This is a genomic window from Azospirillum thiophilum, from assembly GCF_001305595.1.
Taxonomy (GTDB): Bacteria; Pseudomonadota; Alphaproteobacteria; order Azospirillales; family Azospirillaceae; genus Azospirillum; species Azospirillum thiophilum.
The window spans coordinates 2,861,487-2,880,633 of record NZ_CP012401.1; the positions used below are offsets into that span (position 1 = coordinate 2,861,487).

At 66.2% G+C, this 19,147-nt stretch carries 22 protein-coding genes and 2 tRNA genes; 12 read left to right on the top strand and 12 right to left on the bottom strand.

The window, feature by feature from the left end; genetic code table 11:
* Positions 1–13: 13 nt before the first annotated feature.
* From AL072_RS13220 to AL072_RS13235, 4 genes are all read right to left on the bottom strand, one after another.
* Positions 14–682, bottom strand: coding sequence for a DUF2497 domain-containing protein (locus AL072_RS13220; RefSeq protein ID WP_245636690.1), 669 nt, complete (start codon positions 680–682; stop codon positions 14–16).
* A 126-nt stretch (positions 683–808) separates the two neighbouring features.
* The gene (locus AL072_RS13225) at positions 809–2,215 is read right to left on the bottom strand and encodes a TolC family outer membrane protein (RefSeq protein ID WP_045582167.1); all 1,407 of its coding nucleotides are present in this window, start codon (positions 2,213–2,215) and stop codon (positions 809–811) included.
* Between the two features lie 2 nt (positions 2,216–2,217).
* Positions 2,218–2,544 carry a rhodanese-like domain-containing protein gene (locus tag AL072_RS13230; RefSeq protein WP_045582166.1) on the bottom strand — a complete coding sequence of 109 codons (327 nt, stop codon included), beginning with the start codon at positions 2,542–2,544 and terminating at the stop codon, positions 2,218–2,220.
* A 102-nt stretch (positions 2,545–2,646) separates the two neighbouring features.
* Positions 2,647–3,303 carry a protein-L-isoaspartate O-methyltransferase family protein gene (locus AL072_RS13235; RefSeq protein ID WP_045582165.1) on the bottom strand — a complete coding sequence of 219 codons (657 nt, stop codon included), beginning with the start codon at positions 3,301–3,303 and terminating at the stop codon, positions 2,647–2,649.
* 329 nt (positions 3,304–3,632) lie between these two features.
* Between AL072_RS13235 and AL072_RS13240 the strand changes: the two genes are divergently transcribed.
* From AL072_RS13240 to AL072_RS13250, 3 genes are all read left to right on the top strand, one after another.
* Positions 3,633–3,706 (top strand) — tRNA-Cys (locus tag AL072_RS13240).
* 232 nt (positions 3,707–3,938) lie between these two features.
* Positions 3,939–4,014 (top strand) — tRNA-Asn (locus AL072_RS13245).
* 252 nt (positions 4,015–4,266) lie between these two features.
* Positions 4,267–4,512 carry a hypothetical protein gene (locus AL072_RS13250; RefSeq protein WP_045582164.1) on the top strand — a complete coding sequence of 82 codons (246 nt, stop codon included), beginning with the start codon at positions 4,267–4,269 and terminating at the stop codon, positions 4,510–4,512.
* 35 nt (positions 4,513–4,547) lie between these two features.
* On the opposite strand, the gene AL072_RS13255 is transcribed toward AL072_RS13250, so the two are convergent.
* Positions 4,548–4,790 (bottom strand): hypothetical protein, encoded by a 243-nt coding sequence (locus AL072_RS13255; protein ID WP_045582163.1) that lies wholly within the window; start codon positions 4,788–4,790, stop codon positions 4,548–4,550.
* A 70-nt stretch (positions 4,791–4,860) separates the two neighbouring features.
* The gene (locus tag AL072_RS35185) at positions 4,861–5,037 is read right to left on the bottom strand and encodes a hypothetical protein (RefSeq protein WP_167543374.1); all 177 of its coding nucleotides are present in this window, start codon (positions 5,035–5,037) and stop codon (positions 4,861–4,863) included.
* A 251-nt stretch (positions 5,038–5,288) separates the two neighbouring features.
* Between AL072_RS35185 and AL072_RS13260 the strand changes: the two genes are divergently transcribed.
* The 8 genes from AL072_RS13260 (at position 5,289) to AL072_RS13295 (ending at position 11,314) form a co-directional block, all read left to right on the top strand.
* On the top strand, positions 5,289–6,344 hold the full coding sequence (locus tag AL072_RS13260; protein ID WP_052710008.1) for a S1C family serine protease: 1,056 nt from the start codon (positions 5,289–5,291) through the stop codon (positions 6,342–6,344).
* 84 nt (positions 6,345–6,428) lie between these two features.
* Positions 6,429–7,040: an NUDIX domain-containing protein gene (locus tag AL072_RS13265; RefSeq protein WP_045582162.1), complete on the top strand. Its 612-nt coding sequence runs from the start codon at positions 6,429–6,431 to the stop codon at positions 7,038–7,040.
* Between the two features lie 152 nt (positions 7,041–7,192).
* Positions 7,193–8,194 (top strand): cysteine synthase A, encoded by a 1,002-nt coding sequence (locus AL072_RS13270; RefSeq protein ID WP_045582161.1) that lies wholly within the window; start codon positions 7,193–7,195, stop codon positions 8,192–8,194.
* A 16-nt stretch (positions 8,195–8,210) separates the two neighbouring features.
* Positions 8,211–8,918, top strand: a complete 708-nt coding sequence (locus AL072_RS13275) for an alanyl-tRNA editing protein (RefSeq protein ID WP_045582160.1) — start codon at positions 8,211–8,213, stop codon at positions 8,916–8,918.
* A 50-nt stretch (positions 8,919–8,968) separates the two neighbouring features.
* On the top strand, positions 8,969–9,871 hold the full coding sequence (locus AL072_RS13280; protein ID WP_045582159.1) for a sulfurtransferase: 903 nt from the start codon (positions 8,969–8,971) through the stop codon (positions 9,869–9,871).
* Positions 9,868–10,302, top strand: coding sequence for a GNAT family acetyltransferase (locus AL072_RS13285; protein ID WP_045582158.1), 435 nt, complete (start codon positions 9,868–9,870; stop codon positions 10,300–10,302). The genes AL072_RS13280 and AL072_RS13285 overlap by 4 nt, the downstream gene beginning before the upstream one ends.
* A complete protein-coding gene (locus tag AL072_RS13290; RefSeq protein ID WP_045582157.1) occupies positions 10,278–10,895 on the top strand; it encodes a GNAT family N-acetyltransferase in 618 nt (205 codons plus the stop codon). The genes AL072_RS13285 and AL072_RS13290 overlap by 25 nt, the downstream gene beginning before the upstream one ends.
* A gap of 152 nt (positions 10,896–11,047) precedes the next feature.
* Complete coding sequence (locus AL072_RS13295) at positions 11,048–11,314, top strand: hypothetical protein (RefSeq protein WP_245636691.1); 267 nt, start codon at positions 11,048–11,050, stop codon at positions 11,312–11,314.
* Between the two features lie 222 nt (positions 11,315–11,536).
* Here the strand turns inward: AL072_RS13295 and AL072_RS13300 are convergent, their stop codons facing one another.
* Positions 11,537–12,355 (bottom strand): MipA/OmpV family protein, encoded by an 819-nt coding sequence (locus AL072_RS13300; protein ID WP_052710007.1) that lies wholly within the window; start codon positions 12,353–12,355, stop codon positions 11,537–11,539.
* A 94-nt stretch (positions 12,356–12,449) separates the two neighbouring features.
* Between AL072_RS13300 and AL072_RS33410 the strand changes: the two genes are divergently transcribed.
* Positions 12,450–13,094, top strand: a complete 645-nt coding sequence (locus AL072_RS33410; protein ID WP_082108940.1) for a TetR/AcrR family transcriptional regulator — start codon at positions 12,450–12,452, stop codon at positions 13,092–13,094.
* Positions 13,095–13,333: 239 nt separating this feature from the next.
* On the opposite strand, the gene AL072_RS13305 is transcribed toward AL072_RS33410, so the two are convergent.
* The 5 genes from AL072_RS13305 to AL072_RS13325 form a co-directional block, all read right to left on the bottom strand.
* Complete coding sequence (locus tag AL072_RS13305; protein ID WP_045582155.1) at positions 13,334–14,419, bottom strand: pyridoxal phosphate-dependent aminotransferase; 1,086 nt, start codon at positions 14,417–14,419, stop codon at positions 13,334–13,336.
* A gap of 162 nt (positions 14,420–14,581) precedes the next feature.
* Entirely contained in the window at positions 14,582–15,370 is a 789-nt protein-coding gene (locus AL072_RS13310) for an amino acid ABC transporter ATP-binding protein (RefSeq protein WP_281178644.1), read from the bottom strand.
* Positions 15,371–15,400: 30 nt separating this feature from the next.
* On the bottom strand, positions 15,401–16,516 hold the full coding sequence (locus tag AL072_RS13315; RefSeq protein ID WP_045582154.1) for an amino acid ABC transporter permease: 1,116 nt from the start codon (positions 16,514–16,516) through the stop codon (positions 15,401–15,403).
* Positions 16,517–16,521: 5 nt separating this feature from the next.
* On the bottom strand, positions 16,522–17,721 hold the full coding sequence (locus AL072_RS13320) for an amino acid ABC transporter permease (protein ID WP_045582153.1): 1,200 nt from the start codon (positions 17,719–17,721) through the stop codon (positions 16,522–16,524).
* 206 nt (positions 17,722–17,927) lie between these two features.
* A complete protein-coding gene (locus AL072_RS13325; RefSeq protein ID WP_045582152.1) occupies positions 17,928–18,947 on the bottom strand; it encodes an amino acid ABC transporter substrate-binding protein in 1,020 nt (339 codons plus the stop codon).
* Positions 18,948–19,147: the final 200 nt, after the last annotated feature.

A 19,147-nucleotide genomic window follows, 5' to 3' on the forward strand; every position in this document is an offset into this window, starting at 1 on the left:
ATGCACCGGAATTCTAGAATTTCTGCGACCGGCGGATCATCCGGTCGATCTCCTGCTGGACCAGCCGCTCGACCACGGTCGGCAGATTCTCGTCGAGCCACTCCTTCAACAGCGGCTTCAGCAACTCGCGCACGACCTCCTCCACCGTGCGGATGCCGATGGGCATCGGACCGATCGACAAATCGTCGCCCAACTCGCGCGCCAGATGGGTCAGGTGATGCGAGGCATCCTCCGCCGTGCGGCGGGAGATCAGCCCATTATCGGGGTCGGCACTGCGGCGGCGCGGACGCGGCGGGGGCGGCGGCTCGTCATCCTCGAACTCATCGAACACCGGCATCGGCCGGCGGGCTTGACGCGGCGGAGGCGGCGGTTCGGGGTCCGGCTCGTTCCAGCGCGGCGACGGGGCCGGCGGCTCGGGAAAGGCCGGCTCGTCCGGCCACGGCTCGGGTTCGGGCTGGCCGAAATCCGGTCGCTCGTCCGGCTCGTCCTCCACCATCTGCGTCAGTTCCAGAACGTCGTCGTCATCCTCGTCCACCATCGGCGGCGGAGGAGGCGGCGGCGGTGGCGGCGGTGGAGGGGGCGGTGGCGGTGGGGGCGGCGGCGAAGGCGCCTGGGTTTCCGACTTGGCAGGCTCGCCGTCCTCGGAAATGATCCGCCGGATGGAGGCGAGGATTTCCTCCATCGAAGGTTCTTGCTGGCCCTTATCGCTCATCGTGGCAACCCGAGACGTCAACCTGACCCAAACCTAGGGCAGGACCGACAAAAAAGCCATAATACAAAAACGGCCCGCTTGCGCGGGCCGCTTCGTTCATTCGGTCACCGAAGTGCCCAACCATTTGCCCCGCGTCTTGTCGTAATTGGCTTGCGGGTCGTATTTCTGGACCGGGAGATTGAGCCGGTCGGCGGTCAATTGGCCGCTCGCCGACAGGACATTGAAGGCCGCGACCATTTCGTCGTGCTGGGCACGGACGAGATAGACACGGGCGTTCAGCAATTCCTGCTCCTGGTTCAGCACGTCCAGCACGGTGCGCGACCCGACCTGGGCCTCCTGCCGGACGCCTTCCAGGGCGATCTGCGCCGCCTTGATCTGCGCCGAATAGGACTCGATGCTGGCACGCGCGGTCTGCAGAGCCTGCCAGGCGCTGACCGCCGACTCGGTCACCTGACGGCGGGTCTCCTCGATCTGCAGGCGGGCCTGGTTGGCCGTCTGCTTGGCCTCGCGCACCAGCGCTTCCGGCTGGCCGGCCTGATAGAGCGGGATGGTGACCTGGGCAGTGATCTGAGCGCTGTCGGAGCGGTTCAGGTCGACGCCCGAGGAACGGCCCGGATCATAGGTGCGACTGCCGGTGGCCGACAGGTTCACCGACGGCAGCAGGCGGCCGAACTGCTGGTCCACCGCCTCGCGCTGCGCCGCCTCGGTGTAGGAGGCGGACAGGACGTTCGGATTGTTGGCGCGGGCCAGCTCGACCAGCTCGTCCAGGTTCTTCGGCAGGCGGAAGGCCGGCTTGGGCGCCTTCAACTCGCCCGGGGCGGCGCCGACCAGACGCTCATAGGTCGCGCGCGAGGCACGCAGCGTGCCTTCCGCCGAGATCTTGGAGGCGATGGCGGCGGACAGGCGCGACTCGGACTGGCTGACGTCGGTGCGGGTGTATTCGCCGACGCGGAAGCGGTCGCGGGCGGCGTCCAGCTGGCGGCGCAGAACCTGCTCGTTGTTCATCTGCAGCTGCAGGATGGCCTGATTCTGGACGATGTCCAGATAGGCCTGCGCCGCGGCGAGCAGCACCGACTGTTCCGACGCGATCAGGGTGGCGCGCTGCGCCTCGACCAGTCGTTCGGCACGGCGGACGGCCGGGGCGACGGTGGCGTCGTAGATCGGCTGGGTGGCGGTGACGCCGAGCGTCTTGGGATTGGCTTCCGACCCCGTCGAGCCGCCGTCGAACTTGCTCTCGCCCGTCGAGCGCGAGATTCCGGCGGTGACCCGCGCCGTCGGGCGGTAGCCGGACAGCGCCTGGGGCACGCCTTCGTCCACGGCACGCAGGCGGGCGCGCTGGGCGCCGATGGTCGGGTTGTTGGCATAGGCCTGGGCGAGGGCCTGCTCGAGCGACTGCGCCTGTGCCGCGCCGGAACCGCCGGTCAATGCCGTGGTCATGGTGGCGGTCAAGGTCAGGGCCGTCGCCAGCAGCCAGCGGCGCGCAAAACGGCTTTGCACGGTCATGTTCAGTAGACCTTCATGTTCGGGTCGATTCGGCGCGCCCAGGCATCGACGCCGCCATCCAGGTTGATGGCGCGGTCGAAGCCCTTGGAACGCAGCCACATGGTGACCTGCGCGCTGCGGCCACCGTGATGGCACACGACGACGACGTCGCGATCCTTCGGCAGCTCGTCCACCCGACCGGGAAGCCCGTTCATCGGGATGTGCAGGCTGCCGTCGATGGCGCACAGCGCAAACTCCCACGGCTCGCGCACGTCGAGGAGGATTGTCCCGTCGCCGGCCTTGCGGCGGCGGTCCAGCTCTTCCACCTCGATCTCAAACGGCGCGGCCATGGATGCTCACTTTCGTGCAAGGGCGACGGCGACGGTAACGCAGAACCGCGCAGAGGTAAACTGCACGGTTCAGTTCAAAGCACCTCCGACCGGAAAAACCGGTCAGAACACGAAGGACGCCTTCTTCTCGAAGCCCGGCAGCGCGTGGGCCTGGGCCTCGAACAGGATGCGGCTCGACACCACGCCGGCAGTCCGCTGGAACAGGCGCACTTCACCGACACCGTGGGCGCCTTGGACGACGGCGACGAGACGGCCATCCTCGGCCAGTTGTCCGGCCAGCGCGGCGGGAACCTCCGGCACGGTACCTTCGACGACGATGACGTCGTAAGGGGCGCCTTGGGCGTACCCCTCCGCCAGCGGACCGGTGACTGCCTTGGCGTTGGCTATGCCCTGCCCGGCCAGCGCGGCCGTCGCGGCGGCGGTCAGGTCCTCGTCGCAGTCGAGCCCGACCACCGAAGCTGCCAGACGGGCGAGCACCGCGGTGGAGTAGCCGCCGGCGGCACCGACGTCGAGCACGCGGTCGGTCTCCTGCACGCCCACCGCCTGCAGCATGCGGGCGAAGACCATCGGCTCCAGCACGAAGCGGCCCTTGCCGATGGGAAGATCGTCGTCGACGTAAGCGACGCCACGCGCCGACTCAGGAACGAAGGCTTCGCGCGGAAGCTCCGACAGGACATCGACGAGACGATGGTCCGTCACCTTGTTGGGGCGGATCTGTCCCTCGACCATGAAATAGCGTGCGGCGGCGAAATCGGTCATGGCGGTCGCTTATTGATGTGTTGTGACGACACCGGCACCAAGCCGAACAGCGGACGGCTTCCTGCCATGGCGGTATATAGCCGCAAAGCCTTGGCGAACACAACGCCACAGGGGCACGGGACAGGCTCCGCGCGGCGTCGGCGGGAGGCTTTGCCGCAGACCGGAAAGCAGCAGACGGCCGGGCGGCGGGGGCTGCGGGGGCTGCCGGCAGCCGTCATCCGGCGCGACGAGCAAAAATGGTCACCATTCGCCTTGACCGGCCGGGCTGGGATCGCTATACCACCGCTCCACACCGAAGGCGCTCCGGAAACGGAGGTGCCGGTCAGGATGGCGCGGTGGCAGAGTGGTGATGCAGCGGACTGCAAATCCGTGTACGTGGGTTCGATTCCCGCCCGTGCCTCCATACCTGATGATATGACGGACAGCAGTTGTTTCCGTGCTGCCCGCCCCCGTGAAAGCCCCGCCCCTGGCGGGGCATTTTGCGTTTGGGACTTGTTTTCACAGGGAAATGACCAGGCTTTTCCCCGTCTGAAAAGAAATGCTTTTTTCTCGCCGAATGGGCTTGGCAGCGCCGGATGGTTCCGCTATACACCCGCCACGCCAACAACGGCGGCCGCCGAAAGGCCGGTCACCGATCCCGGTTAGCTCAGTTGGTAGAGCAGCGGACTGTTAATCCGCTTGTCGCTGGTTCGAGTCCAGCACCGGGAGCCAGATCGAAAAGGCCGGATGCCCAGCGCATCCGGCCTTTTCTTCTTTCCGTCGTCTTCCGGCTTGACTGTGTCTCCTCAGTACCCAAATTCGGTTTAAAGCGGCCGGACTAGGACCGACGGACGGCGGTTAGACCCAAAAGACGATCCAGACTTGCCGGAAGCGAAGTGCCGCGCGCCTTCGCATGGCGTTAGACTTGATAACAATTCCGGGCCGAGCGATCGGCCGGGCGTCTCCAGCCGATGGAGGACCGCCGTGCTTTTGCCGATCCACTCCGAACGCTTCCATACCGCTCCGCCGCTCAACGGCAACGGGTCGCACGAGCCCGGCGACCGGCCGGTACGGACTGTCGATTGCGTGACGGCCGTCCTGCTGTTCGCGGCGGCCGTGCTACTCACCCTTCTGGCCTTCAGCGTCGATTGGACCGCGACGCTGCCCGATGCCAAGCCGCAGGCTCACGAGAACACGCCGGTCATGGTGATCCCGCCTCATCCACGATGAGATGGGCTCGATGAGATGGCCGCGCTGAAACCCGCCTATTCGACCAGATCGTCATAGATGCTGGCGCCGGGATCGGCCGGATCGCCGCTGCCGGGGGCGACGGTCACCCGCTTCCACTCGCCACACCAATCGGTGGACAGGGTGATGGGGAAATCGCCTTCGGGGCTGCGCGGGGTCACCACCGGCGGATACCGCCGGCAGGTTCCCTTCGGCCCGCGCTGGCGGAGCCCCTGGCCCTCCCAGAAGCGGCAGGTGTAGCAAGTATCGAGTCGCTTCATCGCGGACCGGTCTCCTCATCATGTCCGGCCGATTGGCCGCCCGATCGACTGGCCCGATCAGTTGGCCCGATCAACTGGACGGCGGCTTGCCCGGCCGCAGCGTGTCGGCGCATCTGGCGTAATACGCCTTGATGTCCGCGTCCAGAACCCTGCGGCGGCGGCCGTCCGCGGACTCCTCCGGCGCGTCGGTCAACCGCTGGAACTCCTGGACGGCACGCTCCAGATCCTGTTCGCTGGTGATGGGCATGATCTCGCCTTTCCTCGTCGTTTCCGGGCTCAGGACAAGACAACAGCCGGCGGCACCCGTATGTTTCCGCCCCGATGGACAAGGACATGGCCAAGGCAACGGCCGGGTCGGGATCGACCATGACGAGATGACCGCTTGATGCACCGCGACTCCAGAGCAATGTCATGCTCCTGTCACCCGAGTCGCGACGGACAGGGCCGCGCTGCGACGGGGGTTCCCTCGGGTCCTGCCTTGCCTGGGAGGGCGGCGTCATGCGGGTCGTCTCAACACCGGCCATCGGTAAATCGGGCCTGCCACGGTGGGCGGCCGGCATCGTTTTCCTCGTCCTGGCGCTGGCGCCCGGTCCGGCGCCGCTGGACGGTTATGCCCTGGCGGCGGAACCGGAACGGCTCGATCCGGAACGGGTCGTGCGCTCCGTCGTCGGCATCCGCGCGGTGGTGCCGCCGGACAGCCAGAGCGCCCGCACCCTGGGCACCGAGCGCGAGGGCAGCGGCGTCGTCATCGACGGCTCCGGGCTGATCCTGACCATCGGCTATACCGTCATGGAGGCGTCACAGATCGAGGTCACGGCGGCCGACGGACGCCGCTATCCGGCCAACATGGTCGCCTATGACCCGGTCAGCGGCTTCGGCCTGCTGCGGGCGGAGATGGGATTCGCCGCCCCCTGGCTGCGGCTGGCCGACGCGGCGGCGGTGAAGGAGGGTGACACGCTGCTGGCGCTCAGCGGCGGCGACAATCGCGCCGCCGTCGCCGTGAAGCTGGTCAGCAAGCGCGAGTTCGCCGGCTATTGGGAATATCTGCTGGACGAGGCGCTGTTCACTTTCCCGCCGATCCGCGCCTTCAACGGCGCCGCCCTGGTCAACCGCGAGGGCCGGTTGGTCGGAGTCGGGTCGCTGCTGGTGATGGAGGCGGTGGAGGGACGCGGCCTGCCCGGCAACTTGTTCGTCCCCATTTCGGCGCTCGAGCCGATCCTGGCAGACCTGCTCGCCTACGGGCAGCGGCAGGAGCCGGCGCGCCCCTGGCTGGGCGTGACCCTGCGCGAGGAGTTGGGACGGCTGATGGTGGAGAAGGTCTCGCCACGCGGCCCCGCCGAGTCGGCAGGCCTGCGTCCCGGCGACTGGATCGTCGGGGTCGGCGGCCAGCGCTTCAGCGGGCTGGCGGATTTCTACCGCAAGCTCTGGGGCCTGGGGCCGGCCGGGGTCGTCGTGCCATTGGAGGTGATGCGCGGCACCACATTGACCCCGGTGCCGGTGCCGGTGCCGTCGGCCGACCGCGTGCGTTTCCTGCGTCTGAACCCGACCCTGTGAGCGGAAGGCTTGTGGCGCCCGTCCCGGCGGCGCACCCTGCCGGAAACCGCCACGCATCGGCCACGGAAGGGGACCGCGCAGATCATGAACCATCCCGACATCGAGATCGTCGACAGGAAGACCGCCTACAAGGGCTTTCTCACCGTCGAGGTCTACCGTCTGCGCCACAAGAAGTTCGACGGCACCTGGACCGACGTGCTGCCACCGCGCGAGGTGTGCGACCGCGGCCCGGCGGTGGGGGTGCTCCTCTACGATCCCGACCGCGAGGCGGTGGTGATGATCGAGCAGTTCCGCGTCGGCTCCGCCGCTGCCGGCGGACCGGCCTGGATGACCGAGATCGTCGCCGGCATGGTCGGTGCCGGCGAGACCCCCGAGGAAGTGGCCCGCCGCGAATCGATGGAGGAGGCCGGCTGCGCCATCCGGGAGATCGAACCGATCTGCGACTATTACGTCAGCCCGGGCGCCTTTACCGAGGTGGTCTCCGTCTTCTGCGGTCGGGTCGACAGCCGCGGCCTCGCCGCCACCGGCGGCCTGGAGGAGGAGCATGAGGACATCCGCATCCTCGTCCTGCCCGTCGACGATGCCATCCGCATGATGGACGAGAACCGCCTGCGCAATTCCGTCGCCATCATCGCGGTCGGCTGGCTCGCCCGCCACCGCGATAGCCTGCGCGAACGCTGGCTCGGCGCGGACTGAAGGACAGGGCCGCGGTGCGGCGGCCCTTGCTCCGCCCATATTCAACACTTGAAAATCGTTCAATGCAGCATTCCACACCGCCGCCTTGAAACCCTCCGCCGCAATCCTGATAGTATCGAAGCAATCGACACCAGACCTTAGGAGTACCCGTCTTGGACATCCGCAACGGCTTCATCGGCGCCATCGGCAACACGCCGCTGATCCGCCTGGAAGGCCCCTCGAAGGAGACGGGCTGCGAGATCCTGGGCAAGGCGGAGTTCCTGAATCCGGGCGGGTCGGTGAAGGACCGCGCCGCGCTGGCCATCGTGCGTGACGCCGAACAGCGCGGGCTGCTGCGCCCCGGCGGTACCATCGTCGAGGGGACGGCGGGCAACACCGGCATCGGGCTGGCGCTGGTCGGCAACGCGCTGGGCTACCGCACCGTCATCGTGATGCCGGAGACCCAGAGCCAGGAAAAGAAGGACATGCTGCGCCTTATCGGCGCCGACCTGCGGCTGGTCCCGGCGGTCCCCTATTCCAATCCCGACAATTACGTCCGCTACTCCGGCCGGCTGGCCGAGGAGTTGGCGAAGACCGAACCGAACGGCGCGATCTGGGCCAACCAGTTCGACAACACCGCCAACCGCGAAGGCCACCGGTTGACGACCGGGCCGGAAATCTGGGAGCAGACCGGCGGCAAGGTCGACGCCTTCACCTGCGCGGTCGGCAGCGGCGGCACGCTGGCCGGCGTCGCGCTGGCGCTGAAGGAGCGGAACCCCGGCATCCGCATCACGCTGGCCGACCCGATGGGCGCCGCCCTGTTCAGCTACTACACGACGGGCGAACTGAAATCGGAAGGCAGCTCGATCACCGAGGGCATCGGCCAGGGCCGCATCACCGCCAACCTGGAGGACGCGCCGATCGACGGCGCGCTGCGGATCCCGGATGAAGAGGCGCTGCCGATCATCTTCGACCTGATCAAGACGCAGGGTCTGGTGCTCGGCGGATCGAGCGGCATCAACATCGCCGCGGCGGTGCGGGTGGCGCGCGACCTCGGCCCCGGTCACACCGTGGTGACCATCCTGTGCGACGGGGGGCAGCGTTACCAATCGAAGCTCTTCAATCCCGACTTCCTCCGTGAGAAGACTCTTCCTGTGCCAGACTGGCTGGCCTGATTTCTCCCGAGGGGACATGGACGCGCTTTTCCGCGAGGACTCATACGCCCGCAGCTGCATCGCCACCGTTACGGCGGTGGACGAGCGCGGCATCCGGCTCGACCGCACCGTCTTCTACCCGACCGGCGGCGGCCAGCCGGGCGACATCGGCCTCCTGCGCTTCGATGGGCTGGAGGTCCGCATCAAGGACACGGTAAAGGGCGACGGCGGCCCCGACGACGTCATCCATGTGCCGGAGGACGGCCAGGAGCTGCCGGCCCCCGGCATCGCGGTGGAGGCGGAGATCGATTGGCAGCGCCGCCATCGCCACATGCGCATGCACACGGCGCTACACCTGCTGTGCGCGGTGGTGCCGGGATCGGTCACCGGCGGGCAGATCGGGGCGGACAAGAGCAGGCTCGATTTCAACGTCCCGGCCGAGAGCCTGGACAAGGACGCCATCGCCACGGCGGTGAACCTGCTGATCGCCGCCGACACACCGGTCGGGACGCGCTGGATCACCGACGAGGAGATGGCGGCGACGCCGGAGCTGGTGCGCACCATGTCGGTGAAGCCGCCGAGCGGCCATGGCCGCGTCCGTCTCCTGGATGTCGAGGGAGTCGACCTGCAGCCCTGCGGCGGCACGCATGTCGCCCGCACCGGCGAGATCGGCGGAATCGAGGTGACGAAGATCGAAAACAAGGGCAAGCAGAACCGGCGCATCGTCATCGCGCTGAAGGACTGAACCTGTTCCACCGAATCAGTGCCCCAACGATCCGCTGAAGGACGCGCACCATGAGCGACACCACCGTAGCGCCGCTGTCTGGCCCGGTCGTCTCCACCGATTGGCTCGCCCGCAACCTCGGCCGGCCCGGCCTGAGGATCCTCGACGGATCCTGGCACATGCCGGCGCTGAAGCGCGACATCCGGGCGGAGTTCGCCGACCGCCACATCCCCGGCGCCCGCCTGTGCGACGTCGACGAGGTGGCGGCGCCCGACACCCATCCGCTGCCGCACATGGCGCCCGACGAGGCGATTTTCGCTGCCCGGATCGGTGCGCTGGGCATCGGCGACGGCGATACGGTGGTGGTCTACGACACCGCCGGCATGGCGACCGCCGCGGCGCGGGTGTGGTGGCTGTTCCGGCTGTTCGGCTTCGACCGGGTCGCGGTGCTGGACGGCGGCCTGCCGAAATGGCTGGCCGAGGGCCTTCCGACCGACTCGGGTGAAGCCGCGCCGGCCGCACCGGCCGCCATCACCGCGCGCAAGCGGGCCGACCTGATCCGCAGCGCCGATCAGCTGCTCGCCAACATCGACGTCCGGCAGGATCAGGTGACCGACGCCCGCGCCCAGCCCCGCTTCGAAGGCGCGGTGGCCGAACCCTGGCCCGGACGGCGCAGCGGCCGGATTCCCGGCAGCTTCAACCTGCCGCACACCGACCTGATCGACCCGGACAGCAAGACGCTGCTGCCGCCGGACGTCATCGCCGCCAAGGCGCGCGCCGCCGGGCTCGACCTCGACCGGCCGGTCGTCGCCTCCTGCGGCAGCGGCATCACCGCCTGCGTCATCGCGCTGGGTCTGGCTACCGCCGGCAAGACGGACGTGGCGATCTATGACGGCTCCTGGGCCGAATGGGGGCTGCGCGCGGATCTGCCGCTGGAAACCGGTCCCCGTGACGGTAAGCCGGAACAACCATGACCGCCCCTCTTACCGTCCGCTCCTGCACGGCGGGGGATCGCGACGCCGTGGTGGCGCTGTGGACCGCCTGCGGTCTGGTGGTGCCGTGGAACGATCCGGCGACGGATTTCGCCCTGGCCTTGTCGAAGGACAATTCCACCGTGCTGGCCGGCTTGGCCGGCGGCCGGATCGTCGCCAGCGCCATGGTGGGGCAGGATGGTCATCGCGGCTGGATCTACTATGTCGCGGTCGATCCTTCGCACCAGGGGCGGGGTCTCGGCAAGCGCATGGTGGCGGAGGCCGAAGCCTGGCTCGCCGCCGCCGGCATGCCGAAGGTTCAACTCCTGGTTCGGGAGACCAATCAAGCTGTCCTGGCCTTCTATGAGCGGCTGGGCTATGCCAAGTCGCCCGTCACGATGATGCAGAAATGGCTGACCAACCCTTCTCCCTGACCCGCCCCGCCCTGCCCGCTCCCAGCCGGCCCGGCCTTCTGCCGGTCATCGTCACCTATCTGGAGATGACGGCACCGCCGGCCCGTGAGCCGGTGCGCCGGCCGGACGGCGATCTGGCGCTGTTGCGGGCAAACCCGCCGACCTGGTCCTTCTATCGCTACCTCTACGACACGGTGGGCGAGCCCTGGCTGTGGCATGAACGCCGCCGCATGCCGCGCAAGGAGCTGGAGCGCTCCATCCATGACCCGCTGGTCGAGGTGTGGGTGCTGCATGTCGACGGCACGCCCGCCGGCTATGCCGAACTGGACCGGCGGACACGGGAAACCGACCTCGCATATTTCGGCCTGATCCCCGACTTCATCGGCCGCAAGCTCGGCCCCTGGCTGCTCGACAGCGCCATCCGCAAGGCCTGGGAGGGCGGCGCGAAGAAGCTGGTCGTCAACACCTGCAGCTTCGACCATCCGAAGGCGCTGCCGCTTTACCAGAGCATGGGTTTCGTGCCGACCCGCCATGTGATGCGCGAGGTGCGCGACCCGCGGTTGGACGGCGTCCTGCCGCGCAGCGCCGGGCCGCATATCCCGATCACGGAGTGACGGGCCGGGATGGTCAAAGGATGATCGAAGGGGACCGCCCGTCGCCTTCCTGCCCCCTTGACCGCCCCGGTTGCCCCGCCCCATCTACCACGCAGGCACCGGAACCCCGCGGGGGCCGGTGGCGTTCCTGAAGCCGGGGCGGAAGCTCCGCCGTGACGAGCAAGAGGTGGGCCTTGGTGGGCTGGATCATTCGGACGCTGGTTCTGTGCTTTGCCGTCGGCTTCGTGCTGTCGTTCCTGCGCATCGACCCGGCCAGCATCCTGACCAACAGTTGGGAAACGGTGCAGGACATCGTTTCGCTGGCGGTCGAGGCCGGACGCTGGGCCCTGCCCTACATCCTGATCGGCGCCGTGATTGTGGTGCCGCTGTCGCTGATCGGGCTGATCGTGCGCTGGAACCGCTCCCGCCCGCCGTCCTGACTCTGCGCAGGGCCGTGGATAAAAAAACAGGAGGCTCCGGAACCGGGGCCTCCTGTGAAACAGGGAGGGTTAGAGACAGCCACAGGTCTACGCCCCCTCGCCGCTTCCCGCTTTGATGCATGTCAACGAATGGCATTCATTGGGGGCCGGCTCAGATCCAGGCTTTCGATCACTTGCCTTGTCCCGCGACATCGGTCGGGACGTTTCCCTCATCGAACGTCTCTAGAAACTATAGGTCATTCCAACGAGCCCGAGGGGCTGCGTCTTCCGCTCGACAAGGGGGCTATCCCCGGCCTTGCCGAGCAAATGGGTAAGGCCGATGGAAGCAACCGCGCTTATGCTGTCTGTGATGCGATAGCTGGCATTGATGCGGAAGGTGACGTCCTTGAAACCACCCGTGGGTTCATAGCGGGCAAGCCCCGAGCGCGCCGCCTCGGACGAATCGATGCCAAAATAGCCGTTCATATATTTGCCATTCGCCCAGGAAGCACCAAGGCCCGGCGTGATCTTGAACCGCTCGGTCACGCTTATCGGGTAAGCGACGCCGACATTGATGAGCAATCCGCGCTCCTTATCGGTAACAGCCTGGGTGGCCGCAAGCGTGGTCACCAATCCCTTGAAACGCGCAGATGCGAAAAGGCGCGCCCCTAAAGCAGTGTCCACCCCATGGATACCCTTGGGCACATCATCCTCATCGTAGCCTTGCATCCAGTTGACGCTTGCTCCCGCCGTGAATGTGGACGTTTCGATGATGGTGACGCCGATTCCGTCGCCGACCTTCGCGAAAAATCGTCCGTATTTCACGTCAACGAGCGGTAGAGGCTGAATTTTGTACTCATCGGCTCCCTGGAAACGTGGCGCCACCGCCATGCCGGCGCCGAGCGTCCAATGGTCCGAGCCCTTCCGCTCAGGCTCGGTTGCACCGGGAGTCGCTCCATCCGGTGGTTCCACCATGACATCCGAGCCCGCCTGTGCGGGAGATGCGATGCCGAACGCCTGCACGGCCACGGCAAGCCACACACCGGCGGCAACCGGTCGCATCGACGCAGAAGGTCTTGTCACGTCGGCACTCCTCTAATAAGATGCTTATATGCATCTTATTGCGGCCGAAACCCACTGCCGTCAAGATGCAAAGATGCATCTTATCAACGGGGAAGCCGTTTTTATGAAGGAACGCCGTCGCGGTGCGGATCTCGAAGAGGCACTCCTGGATGCCGCTTGGGAGGAGTTGGAGGAACATGGATATGCCGGATTGACGATGGAAAGCGTCGCCGCCCGGGCCGGCACGAGTCGGCCCGTGCTCGCCCGGCGATGGGACGGAAAAGCCGAGCTCGCGATTGCGGCGATCCGGCAGCAGATGGCAAGGCACCCGCTGGAGGTGGAGGATCGTGGCGATCTTCGCGCCGAACTGTTGGAATTCCTGGAGCGCCTGTCCAACAAAACCAAATTCATGGCCGCCGTATTCAGTCTTTTCTCAAGTGAATATTTTGAGGCGGAGCGGTCGACGCCACAGGATTTGCGCACCACTCTTCTGGAGGGAAGCACAAGCGTTTTAGATAAAATCCTTGACAGAGCTGTTGGCCGCGGGGAAGTTAACTCAGAAAAATTATTTCCTCCCATCACCACGCTCTTAGGCGATCTATTTCGCCATCATGCCATAATGACTTTTACTCCTCCGTCACCAACCTTACGGACGGCCTGGGTCGATTCAATCTTCCTGCCTCTTGTCAGGACAGATTGCGCAGATCCGAACAGAAACTCTCATCCTCCAACTCCGTGAAAATACTTTCGCCAGACACGATGGAGAGAGCTCCTATCCCGTTGCTGCTCAGCCTTATTCCGGAGAAACCGTCTCCGGCATAAAAAAACCGGAGCCATCCATGCGGAGGCTCCGGTTCAGTGATACAGGGAGGTTAGAGACAAGAAGAAATCTATCCTCAACCTCATAGACCGTTCGTTGATACACATCAAAAGAGATGAAAATCCTTCCAAGTCACTCGCGCTGATCTATGCGCCGGATCACCCCAGAATCTCGGCAAGCGCGACGATCAGCGCCTTGTTCTCCTCCTCGCGGCCGATGGTGATGCGCAGGCAGTCGGGCAGGCCATAATCGGACACCGGTTTCACCAGGATGCCGCGGCGGGCGAGATGGTCGACCACCGCCTGGGTGCCCAGCGACGGATCGGTCGGCACGCGCGCCAGCACGAAGTTGCAGACGCTGGGATAGACCCGAAGCCCCACCCGCTCCAGTTCGCGCGACAGCCAGGGCAGCCATTGCGCATTGTGGGCATAGGTCGCCTCCTCATGCTCCGCATCGGCGAGCGCCGCGGCGGCGGTCGCCTGGGCGGGCAGCGAGACGTTGAAGGCGCCGCGGATCGCGTTCACCGCATCGATCACGGCGGTCGGACCATAGCCCCAGCCGACCCGCAGACCGGCCAGCCCATGCATCTTCGAGAAGGTGCGGATCAGCAGGACATTGTCGGAGTTCTCGACGATCTCGGTCCCGTCGCTGTAATCCGGCAGGCGGCAGTAATCGGCATAGGCCGAATCCAGCACCAGCAGCGTGTGCGGCGGCAAGCCGGCGCGCAGGCGCTGCACCGCCTCGGTCGGGATGTAGGTGCCGGTGGGGTTGTTGGGGTTGGCGAGGAAGCAGATCCGGGTGCGCTCGCTGGCGCGGTCGATCATCGCCTCCACATCCACGACCATGTCGCGTTCGGCCGCAACGACGGCGGTGGCGCCGGTGGCGCGAATCGCCTTCAGGAAACCGCGATAGCCGCGCTCGTGGCACAGAACCTCGTCACCGGGGCCGGCGAAGGCCTGGGCGACCAGATGGATCAGTTCCTCCGACCCTGCGGTGCAGACGATGTGATCGGCGTCGATGGCATGGCGCCGGGCGATGGCATGGCGCAGCGGGCTCTGGTCCCAATCCGGGTAGTTGTGGATCCGTCCGGCCGCCTCGCAATAGGCATCGAGCGCCAGCGGGCTGGGACCGAGCGGATTGTGGGTGAGCGAAAGATCGATCCACCGGCGGCCGTCGCGGGGCGGCCGGGGGGGGCGGTAAGGCTTGATCTGGCCGACGCTGGGACGGGGGCAAAGCAAGTCCATGACCTCGGTCTCCGTGAGCGTTTCAGTCGAAGAGCACGTCACGCGACCGATTGAACCGCAAACCGGCGCGCAACGCTACAGGACATTGCGCCGCGCACCGGGAGTCGAGGTATTTTGTTTCCGAATGGCGAGTCGGAAGGAACTGCCGGCCCGCCACCGCGGTCAGTGGTTCAGGATTTGGCTGAGGAAGAGGCGCGTGCGCTCCGACTTCGGATTCGAGAAGAAGGCGTCGGGCGTGTCCTGCTCGACGATCTCGCCGCGATCCATGAAGATGACGCGGTCGGCGACCGACTTGGCGAAACCCATCTCGTGGGTCACGCACAGCATGGTCATGCCGTCTTCCGCCAGCCCGATCATGACGTCCAGCACCTCCTTGACCATTTCCGGGTCAAGGGCGGAGGTCGGCTCGTCGAACAGCATCACCTTCGGGCTCATGCACAGCGACCGCGCGATGGCGACGCGCTGCTGCTGTCCGCCCGACAGCTGGCCCGGATATTTCAGGGCCTGCTCGGCGATGCGCACCCGCTTCAGGTAGCTCATCGCGATCTCTTCCGCCTCGGCCTTCGGCTTCTTGCGAACCCAGATTGGCGCCAGCGTGCAGTTCTCCAGCACGGTCAGGTGCGGGAACAGGTTGAAGTGCTGGAACACCATGCCGACCTCGCGGCGGACCAGCTCGATGTTCTTCAGGTTATTGGTCAGCTCGATGCCATCGATGACGATGCTGCCCTTCTGATGCTCCTCCAGCCGGTTCAGGCAGCGGATCATCGTCGATTTTCCGGACCCCGATGGGCCGCAGACGACGATGCGCTCGCCCTTCTGGACGCTGAGATCGATGTTCTTCAGAACGTGGAATTCGCCGTACCACTTGTTGACGCCCGTGCAGCGGATGATCTCCTCGCCGCTCAGAGTGTGCTTGGGCTTGACGGCGCCCTGGGACATGGCCTGGGACATGGGTGGTGGACTCCCTTGACGGCGTGGGATCTAGCGGCGGTGGCCGCGATTGAGATCGCGTTCGAGCTTCTGGCTGTATTTCGACATGCTGAAGCAGAAGACCCAGTAGATCACGCCGATGAACAGATAGGCCTCGCGGTAGAAACCGCGCCAGGACGGATCGGACAGCGCGGCCTTGGCAGTACCGAGCAGGTCGTACAGGCCGATGATGATGACCAGCGAGGTATCCTTGAAGAAGCTGATGAAGGTGTTCACCAACGGCGGGATGGCAACGGCCAGCGCCTGCGGCAGGACGATCTTGCGCATCTTCTGCCAATAGGACAGACCCAGCCCGTCGGCCGCCTCGTACTGGCCCTTCGGGATCGCCTGCAGGCCGCCGCGGATCGCCTCGGCCATATAGGCGGCGGCGAACATGATGAAGGCGATCTGCGCGCGCAGCAGCTTGTCGATCGACACGCCGTTCGGCAGGAACAGCGGCAGCATCACCGACGCCATGAACAGCAGGCTGATCAGCGGCACGCCGCGGATCAACTCGATGTAGGTGACGCACAGCACCTTCACCGCCGGCATGTTCGACCGGCGGCCGAGCGCCAGCAGGATCGCCGCCGGGAAGGCCACGGCCAGACCGATCACCGACAGGATGAGGGTCAGCGGCAGGCCGCCCCACAGCGTGTTCTCGACATAGGTCAGGCCGAGCACGCCGCCCCACATCAGGACTGCCACCAGCGCCAGCCCGGCAGCCCAGACCAGCCCGAGCCATGGCTTCCAGAAGCGGCGGTCGCAGCTGACGACCAGCAGCGCGATGATGACGCAGATCGTCACCAGCGGGCGCCACTGCTCATCCCACGGGAACATCCCGAACATGATGAAGCGCAGCTTTTCGCTGATGAAGCCCCAGCAGGCGCCGCCGGCATCCTGGCGGCAGACGGTGGAGGCGGCGTCGAAGCCGTGCGCCCGAATCAGCAACCAGTTGACGAAGGGCGGAACCGCCGTCGCCAGCAACCCCAGCACCAGCACGGTCAGGATGGCGTTGTACCAGCTGTTGAACAGGTTGTTGCGCAGCCACGCCAGGGGGCCGACGATGTTGGACGGCGGACGTTCGTCCGGCAGCCCGACGCTTTGCGCGTTTTGCACGTTGTCGGTCATGGCGGTTACCGCTCCACCAGCGCGATGCGCTTGTTGTACCAGTTCATGAAGATCGAGATGCTCAGGCTGATCACCAGATAGGTTCCCATGATCATCGTCACGCCCTCGATCGCCTGGCCGGTCTGGTTCAGCGTCGTGTTGGCGATGGACACCAGATCCGGATAGCCGATGGCCAGCGCCAGCGAGCTGTTCTTGGTCAGGTTCAGATACTGGCTGGTCAGCGGCGGCACGATGACCCGCAGCGCCTGCGGCAGGATCACCAGACGCAGGGTCGGACCGCTCGGCAGGCCGAGCGCACGCGCCGCCTCGGTCTGGCCCCAGTTGACCGCGGTGATGCCGCTGCGCACCACTTCGGCGATGAAGGCGGAGGTGTAGACGGTCAGGCCGGTCAGGATGGCGAAGAATTCCGGCGAGACGGCGGCGCCGCCGGTGAAATTGAAGCCGGTCAGCTTCGGCACGTCCATCGCGATCGGTGCCCCGCCGGCCAGCCAGGCAAGCAGCGGCAGGCCGAGGATCAGGCCGAGCCCGGTCCAGCCCATGGGGAAGGGTTGCCCGGTACGCGCCTGCCGTGCCTTGGCCCAGCGCGAGAGGCCCCAGATCAGCAGCAGTGCAACCGCCAATGCGATGCCCATGGTGGCCCAGACGGGATCGGCAGCCGGAACCGGCACGCGCAAACCGCGCTGCGACAGGAACACGCCCGGAACCGGGTTCAGCGCCTGGCGCACCGGCGGCAGGCTTTCCGCGACCAGCGCATACCAGAAGAACAGCTGCAGCAGCGGCGGGATGTTGCGCACGATCTCGACGAAGCTCGAGGCAAGCCTGGCGATCAGCCAGTTGCTCGACAGGCGGGCGACACCGACCACCGTGCCGATGATCGTTGCCAGCAGGACGCCGATCACCGACACCTTCAGCGTGTTCAGCACGCCGACGAGGAAGGCCCGGCCATAGCTGTCCTTCGGCGAATAGTCGATCAGCGACTCGCCGATGCCGAAGGCAGCCTCACGCTCGAGGAAATCGTAACCGGTCGCGATCGACCGCCGCGCGAGGTTGTCGAGCGTGTTGGAAATCAGGAACCAGCCGACCAGAACGACCGCGCCGACCACCAGGATCTGGTAGACGATGGCGCGGAACGTCGGGTCGCTGAGGGAAAACGATACGCCACCCGGCGGCGGAGCGCCTTGGGTGGTCCGGGTCTCGGTCGCCACGGACTACTCTCCCCCAACTGTCGCGCCCCAGACGGTGCCCACGCGGTCCCGGACGTTCTTCCGGGCATTTCCCACACCGTTTGGATGCGACATGTCTCCCAATGCGGCCTGTTGCGCGGGCGTTTCATCGACACCCTTCGCGACCGCTCCTCAATCGGAAGGCCGCCCCCGTTGAACTGCTGACGGGCGGCCTTCTGTCGATAAGCTTACCGGAACGGCTGGGCGTACATCAGGCCGCCCTTGGTCCACAGGCCGTTCAGGCCGCGCTCCAGCTTGAGCGGGGTGCCCGGACCGACGTTGCGGTCGAAGATCTCGGCATAGCTGCCGACCTTCTTGACGACGTTGTAGGCCCACTTCTCGTCCAGACCCAGGGCCTTGCCCATGCCCGGCGTGGTGCCGAGATAGCGCTGGATGTCCGGGTTCTTGGAGTTGGTGAACTCGTCGATGTTCTTCGAGGTGATGCCGAACTCCTCGGCCTGGATGGTCGCGAAGACCGTCCACTTCACGATGTCGAACCACTGGTCGTCGCCATGGCGCACCGCCGGGGCCAGCGGCTCCTTGGAGATGACTTCCGGCAGGATGACATGGTCGTCCGGAACCGGGGCGACACCGGCGCGGGTGCCGGCCAGGCCGGACACGTCGGTCGTCAGCACGTCGCAGCGGCCGGCGAAGTAGGCGGCGTTCACCTCGTCGTTCGACTCGATGACGACCGGGTTGTAGGTCATGTTGTTGGCGCGGAAATAGTCCGCCAGGTTCAGCTCGGTCGTGGTGCCGGACTGGACGCAGACGGTGGCGCCGTTCAGTTCCTTGGCGCTCTTCACGCCCAGCTTCTTCGGAACCATGAAGCCCTGGCCGTCATAATAGGTGACCGGGGCGAAGTTGAGGCCGACCGACGTGTCGCGGGTCAGCGTGGCGGTGGTGTTGCGCGACAGCAGGTCGACCTCGCCGGATTGGATGGCGGGAAAGCGCTGCTGCGCCGACAGCGGGGTGAACTTGACCTTGTTCGGATCGTTGAAGATGGCGACCGCGACGGCACGGCAATAATCGACGTCCAGGCCGGTCCAGTTGCCGGCGCTGTCGGGGTTGCCGAAACCCGGCAGGCCGGCGTTCACGCCGCACTGCACGAAGCCGCGCTGCTTGACGGTGTCGAGCGTGGCGGCGCCGGCGGCGACACTGGCGGAAACGACGACGGCCGCCGCGGCGGCGGCCAGGAACCCTGACTTCATATTATGAACTCCACCCTGTTCTTGCGTTCTTCGCATTGAGCGGTCTGATGACGCGCCTGACCACGCCGGCCGCCCAACCCTGTGGGGATCGCGACACAGCCATGCGCGTGGGACAAGAGTGCATCAACTTGATCCGGCTTGTCGAATCCTCCGTGCATTGCTGGTGTTACCAGAATCTCCCGGAAGCGGATGCGCGGTCC

Excerpts from the sequence above, each read along its gene's own strand:
- AL072_RS13260 (WP_052710008.1), top strand. The coding sequence starts at position 5,289 with ATGCGGGTCGTCTCAACACCGGCCATCGGTAAATCGGGCCTGCCACGG.
- AL072_RS13300 (WP_052710007.1), bottom strand. The coding sequence starts at position 12,355 with ATGCGACCGGTTGCCGCCGGTGTGTGGCTTGCCGTGGCCGTGCAGGCG.
- AL072_RS13280 (WP_045582159.1), top strand. The coding sequence starts at position 8,969 with ATGAGCGACACCACCGTAGCGCCGCTGTCTGGCCCGGTCGTCTCCACC.
- AL072_RS35185 (WP_167543374.1), bottom strand. The coding sequence starts at position 5,037 with ATGCCCATCACCAGCGAACAGGATCTGGAGCGTGCCGTCCAGGAGTTC.
- AL072_RS13235 (WP_045582165.1), bottom strand. The coding sequence starts at position 3,303 with ATGACCGATTTCGCCGCCGCACGCTATTTCATGGTCGAGGGACAGATC.
- AL072_RS13230 (WP_045582166.1), bottom strand. The coding sequence starts at position 2,544 with ATGGCCGCGCCGTTTGAGATCGAGGTGGAAGAGCTGGACCGCCGCCGC.
- AL072_RS13325 (WP_045582152.1), bottom strand. The coding sequence starts at position 18,947 with ATGAAGTCAGGGTTCCTGGCCGCCGCCGCGGCGGCCGTCGTCGTTTCC.
- AL072_RS13285 (WP_045582158.1), top strand. The coding sequence starts at position 9,868 with ATGACCGCCCCTCTTACCGTCCGCTCCTGCACGGCGGGGGATCGCGAC.
- AL072_RS13305 (WP_045582155.1), bottom strand. The coding sequence starts at position 14,419 with ATGGACTTGCTTTGCCCCCGTCCCAGCGTCGGCCAGATCAAGCCTTAC.
- AL072_RS13310 (WP_281178644.1), bottom strand. The coding sequence starts at position 15,370 with ATGTCCCAGGCCATGTCCCAGGGCGCCGTCAAGCCCAAGCACACTCTG.
- AL072_RS13275 (WP_045582160.1), top strand. The coding sequence starts at position 8,211 with ATGGACGCGCTTTTCCGCGAGGACTCATACGCCCGCAGCTGCATCGCC.
- AL072_RS13220 (WP_245636690.1), bottom strand. The coding sequence starts at position 682 with ATGGAGGAAATCCTCGCCTCCATCCGGCGGATCATTTCCGAGGACGGC.
- AL072_RS13265 (WP_045582162.1), top strand. The coding sequence starts at position 6,429 with ATGAACCATCCCGACATCGAGATCGTCGACAGGAAGACCGCCTACAAG.
- AL072_RS13255 (WP_045582163.1), bottom strand. The coding sequence starts at position 4,790 with ATGAAGCGACTCGATACTTGCTACACCTGCCGCTTCTGGGAGGGCCAG.
- AL072_RS13225 (WP_045582167.1), bottom strand. The coding sequence starts at position 2,215 with ATGACCGTGCAAAGCCGTTTTGCGCGCCGCTGGCTGCTGGCGACGGCC.
- AL072_RS13290 (WP_045582157.1), top strand. The coding sequence starts at position 10,278 with ATGGCTGACCAACCCTTCTCCCTGACCCGCCCCGCCCTGCCCGCTCCC.
- AL072_RS33410 (WP_082108940.1), top strand. The coding sequence starts at position 12,450 with ATGCATCTTATCAACGGGGAAGCCGTTTTTATGAAGGAACGCCGTCGC.
- AL072_RS13315 (WP_045582154.1), bottom strand. The coding sequence starts at position 16,516 with ATGACCGACAACGTGCAAAACGCGCAAAGCGTCGGGCTGCCGGACGAA.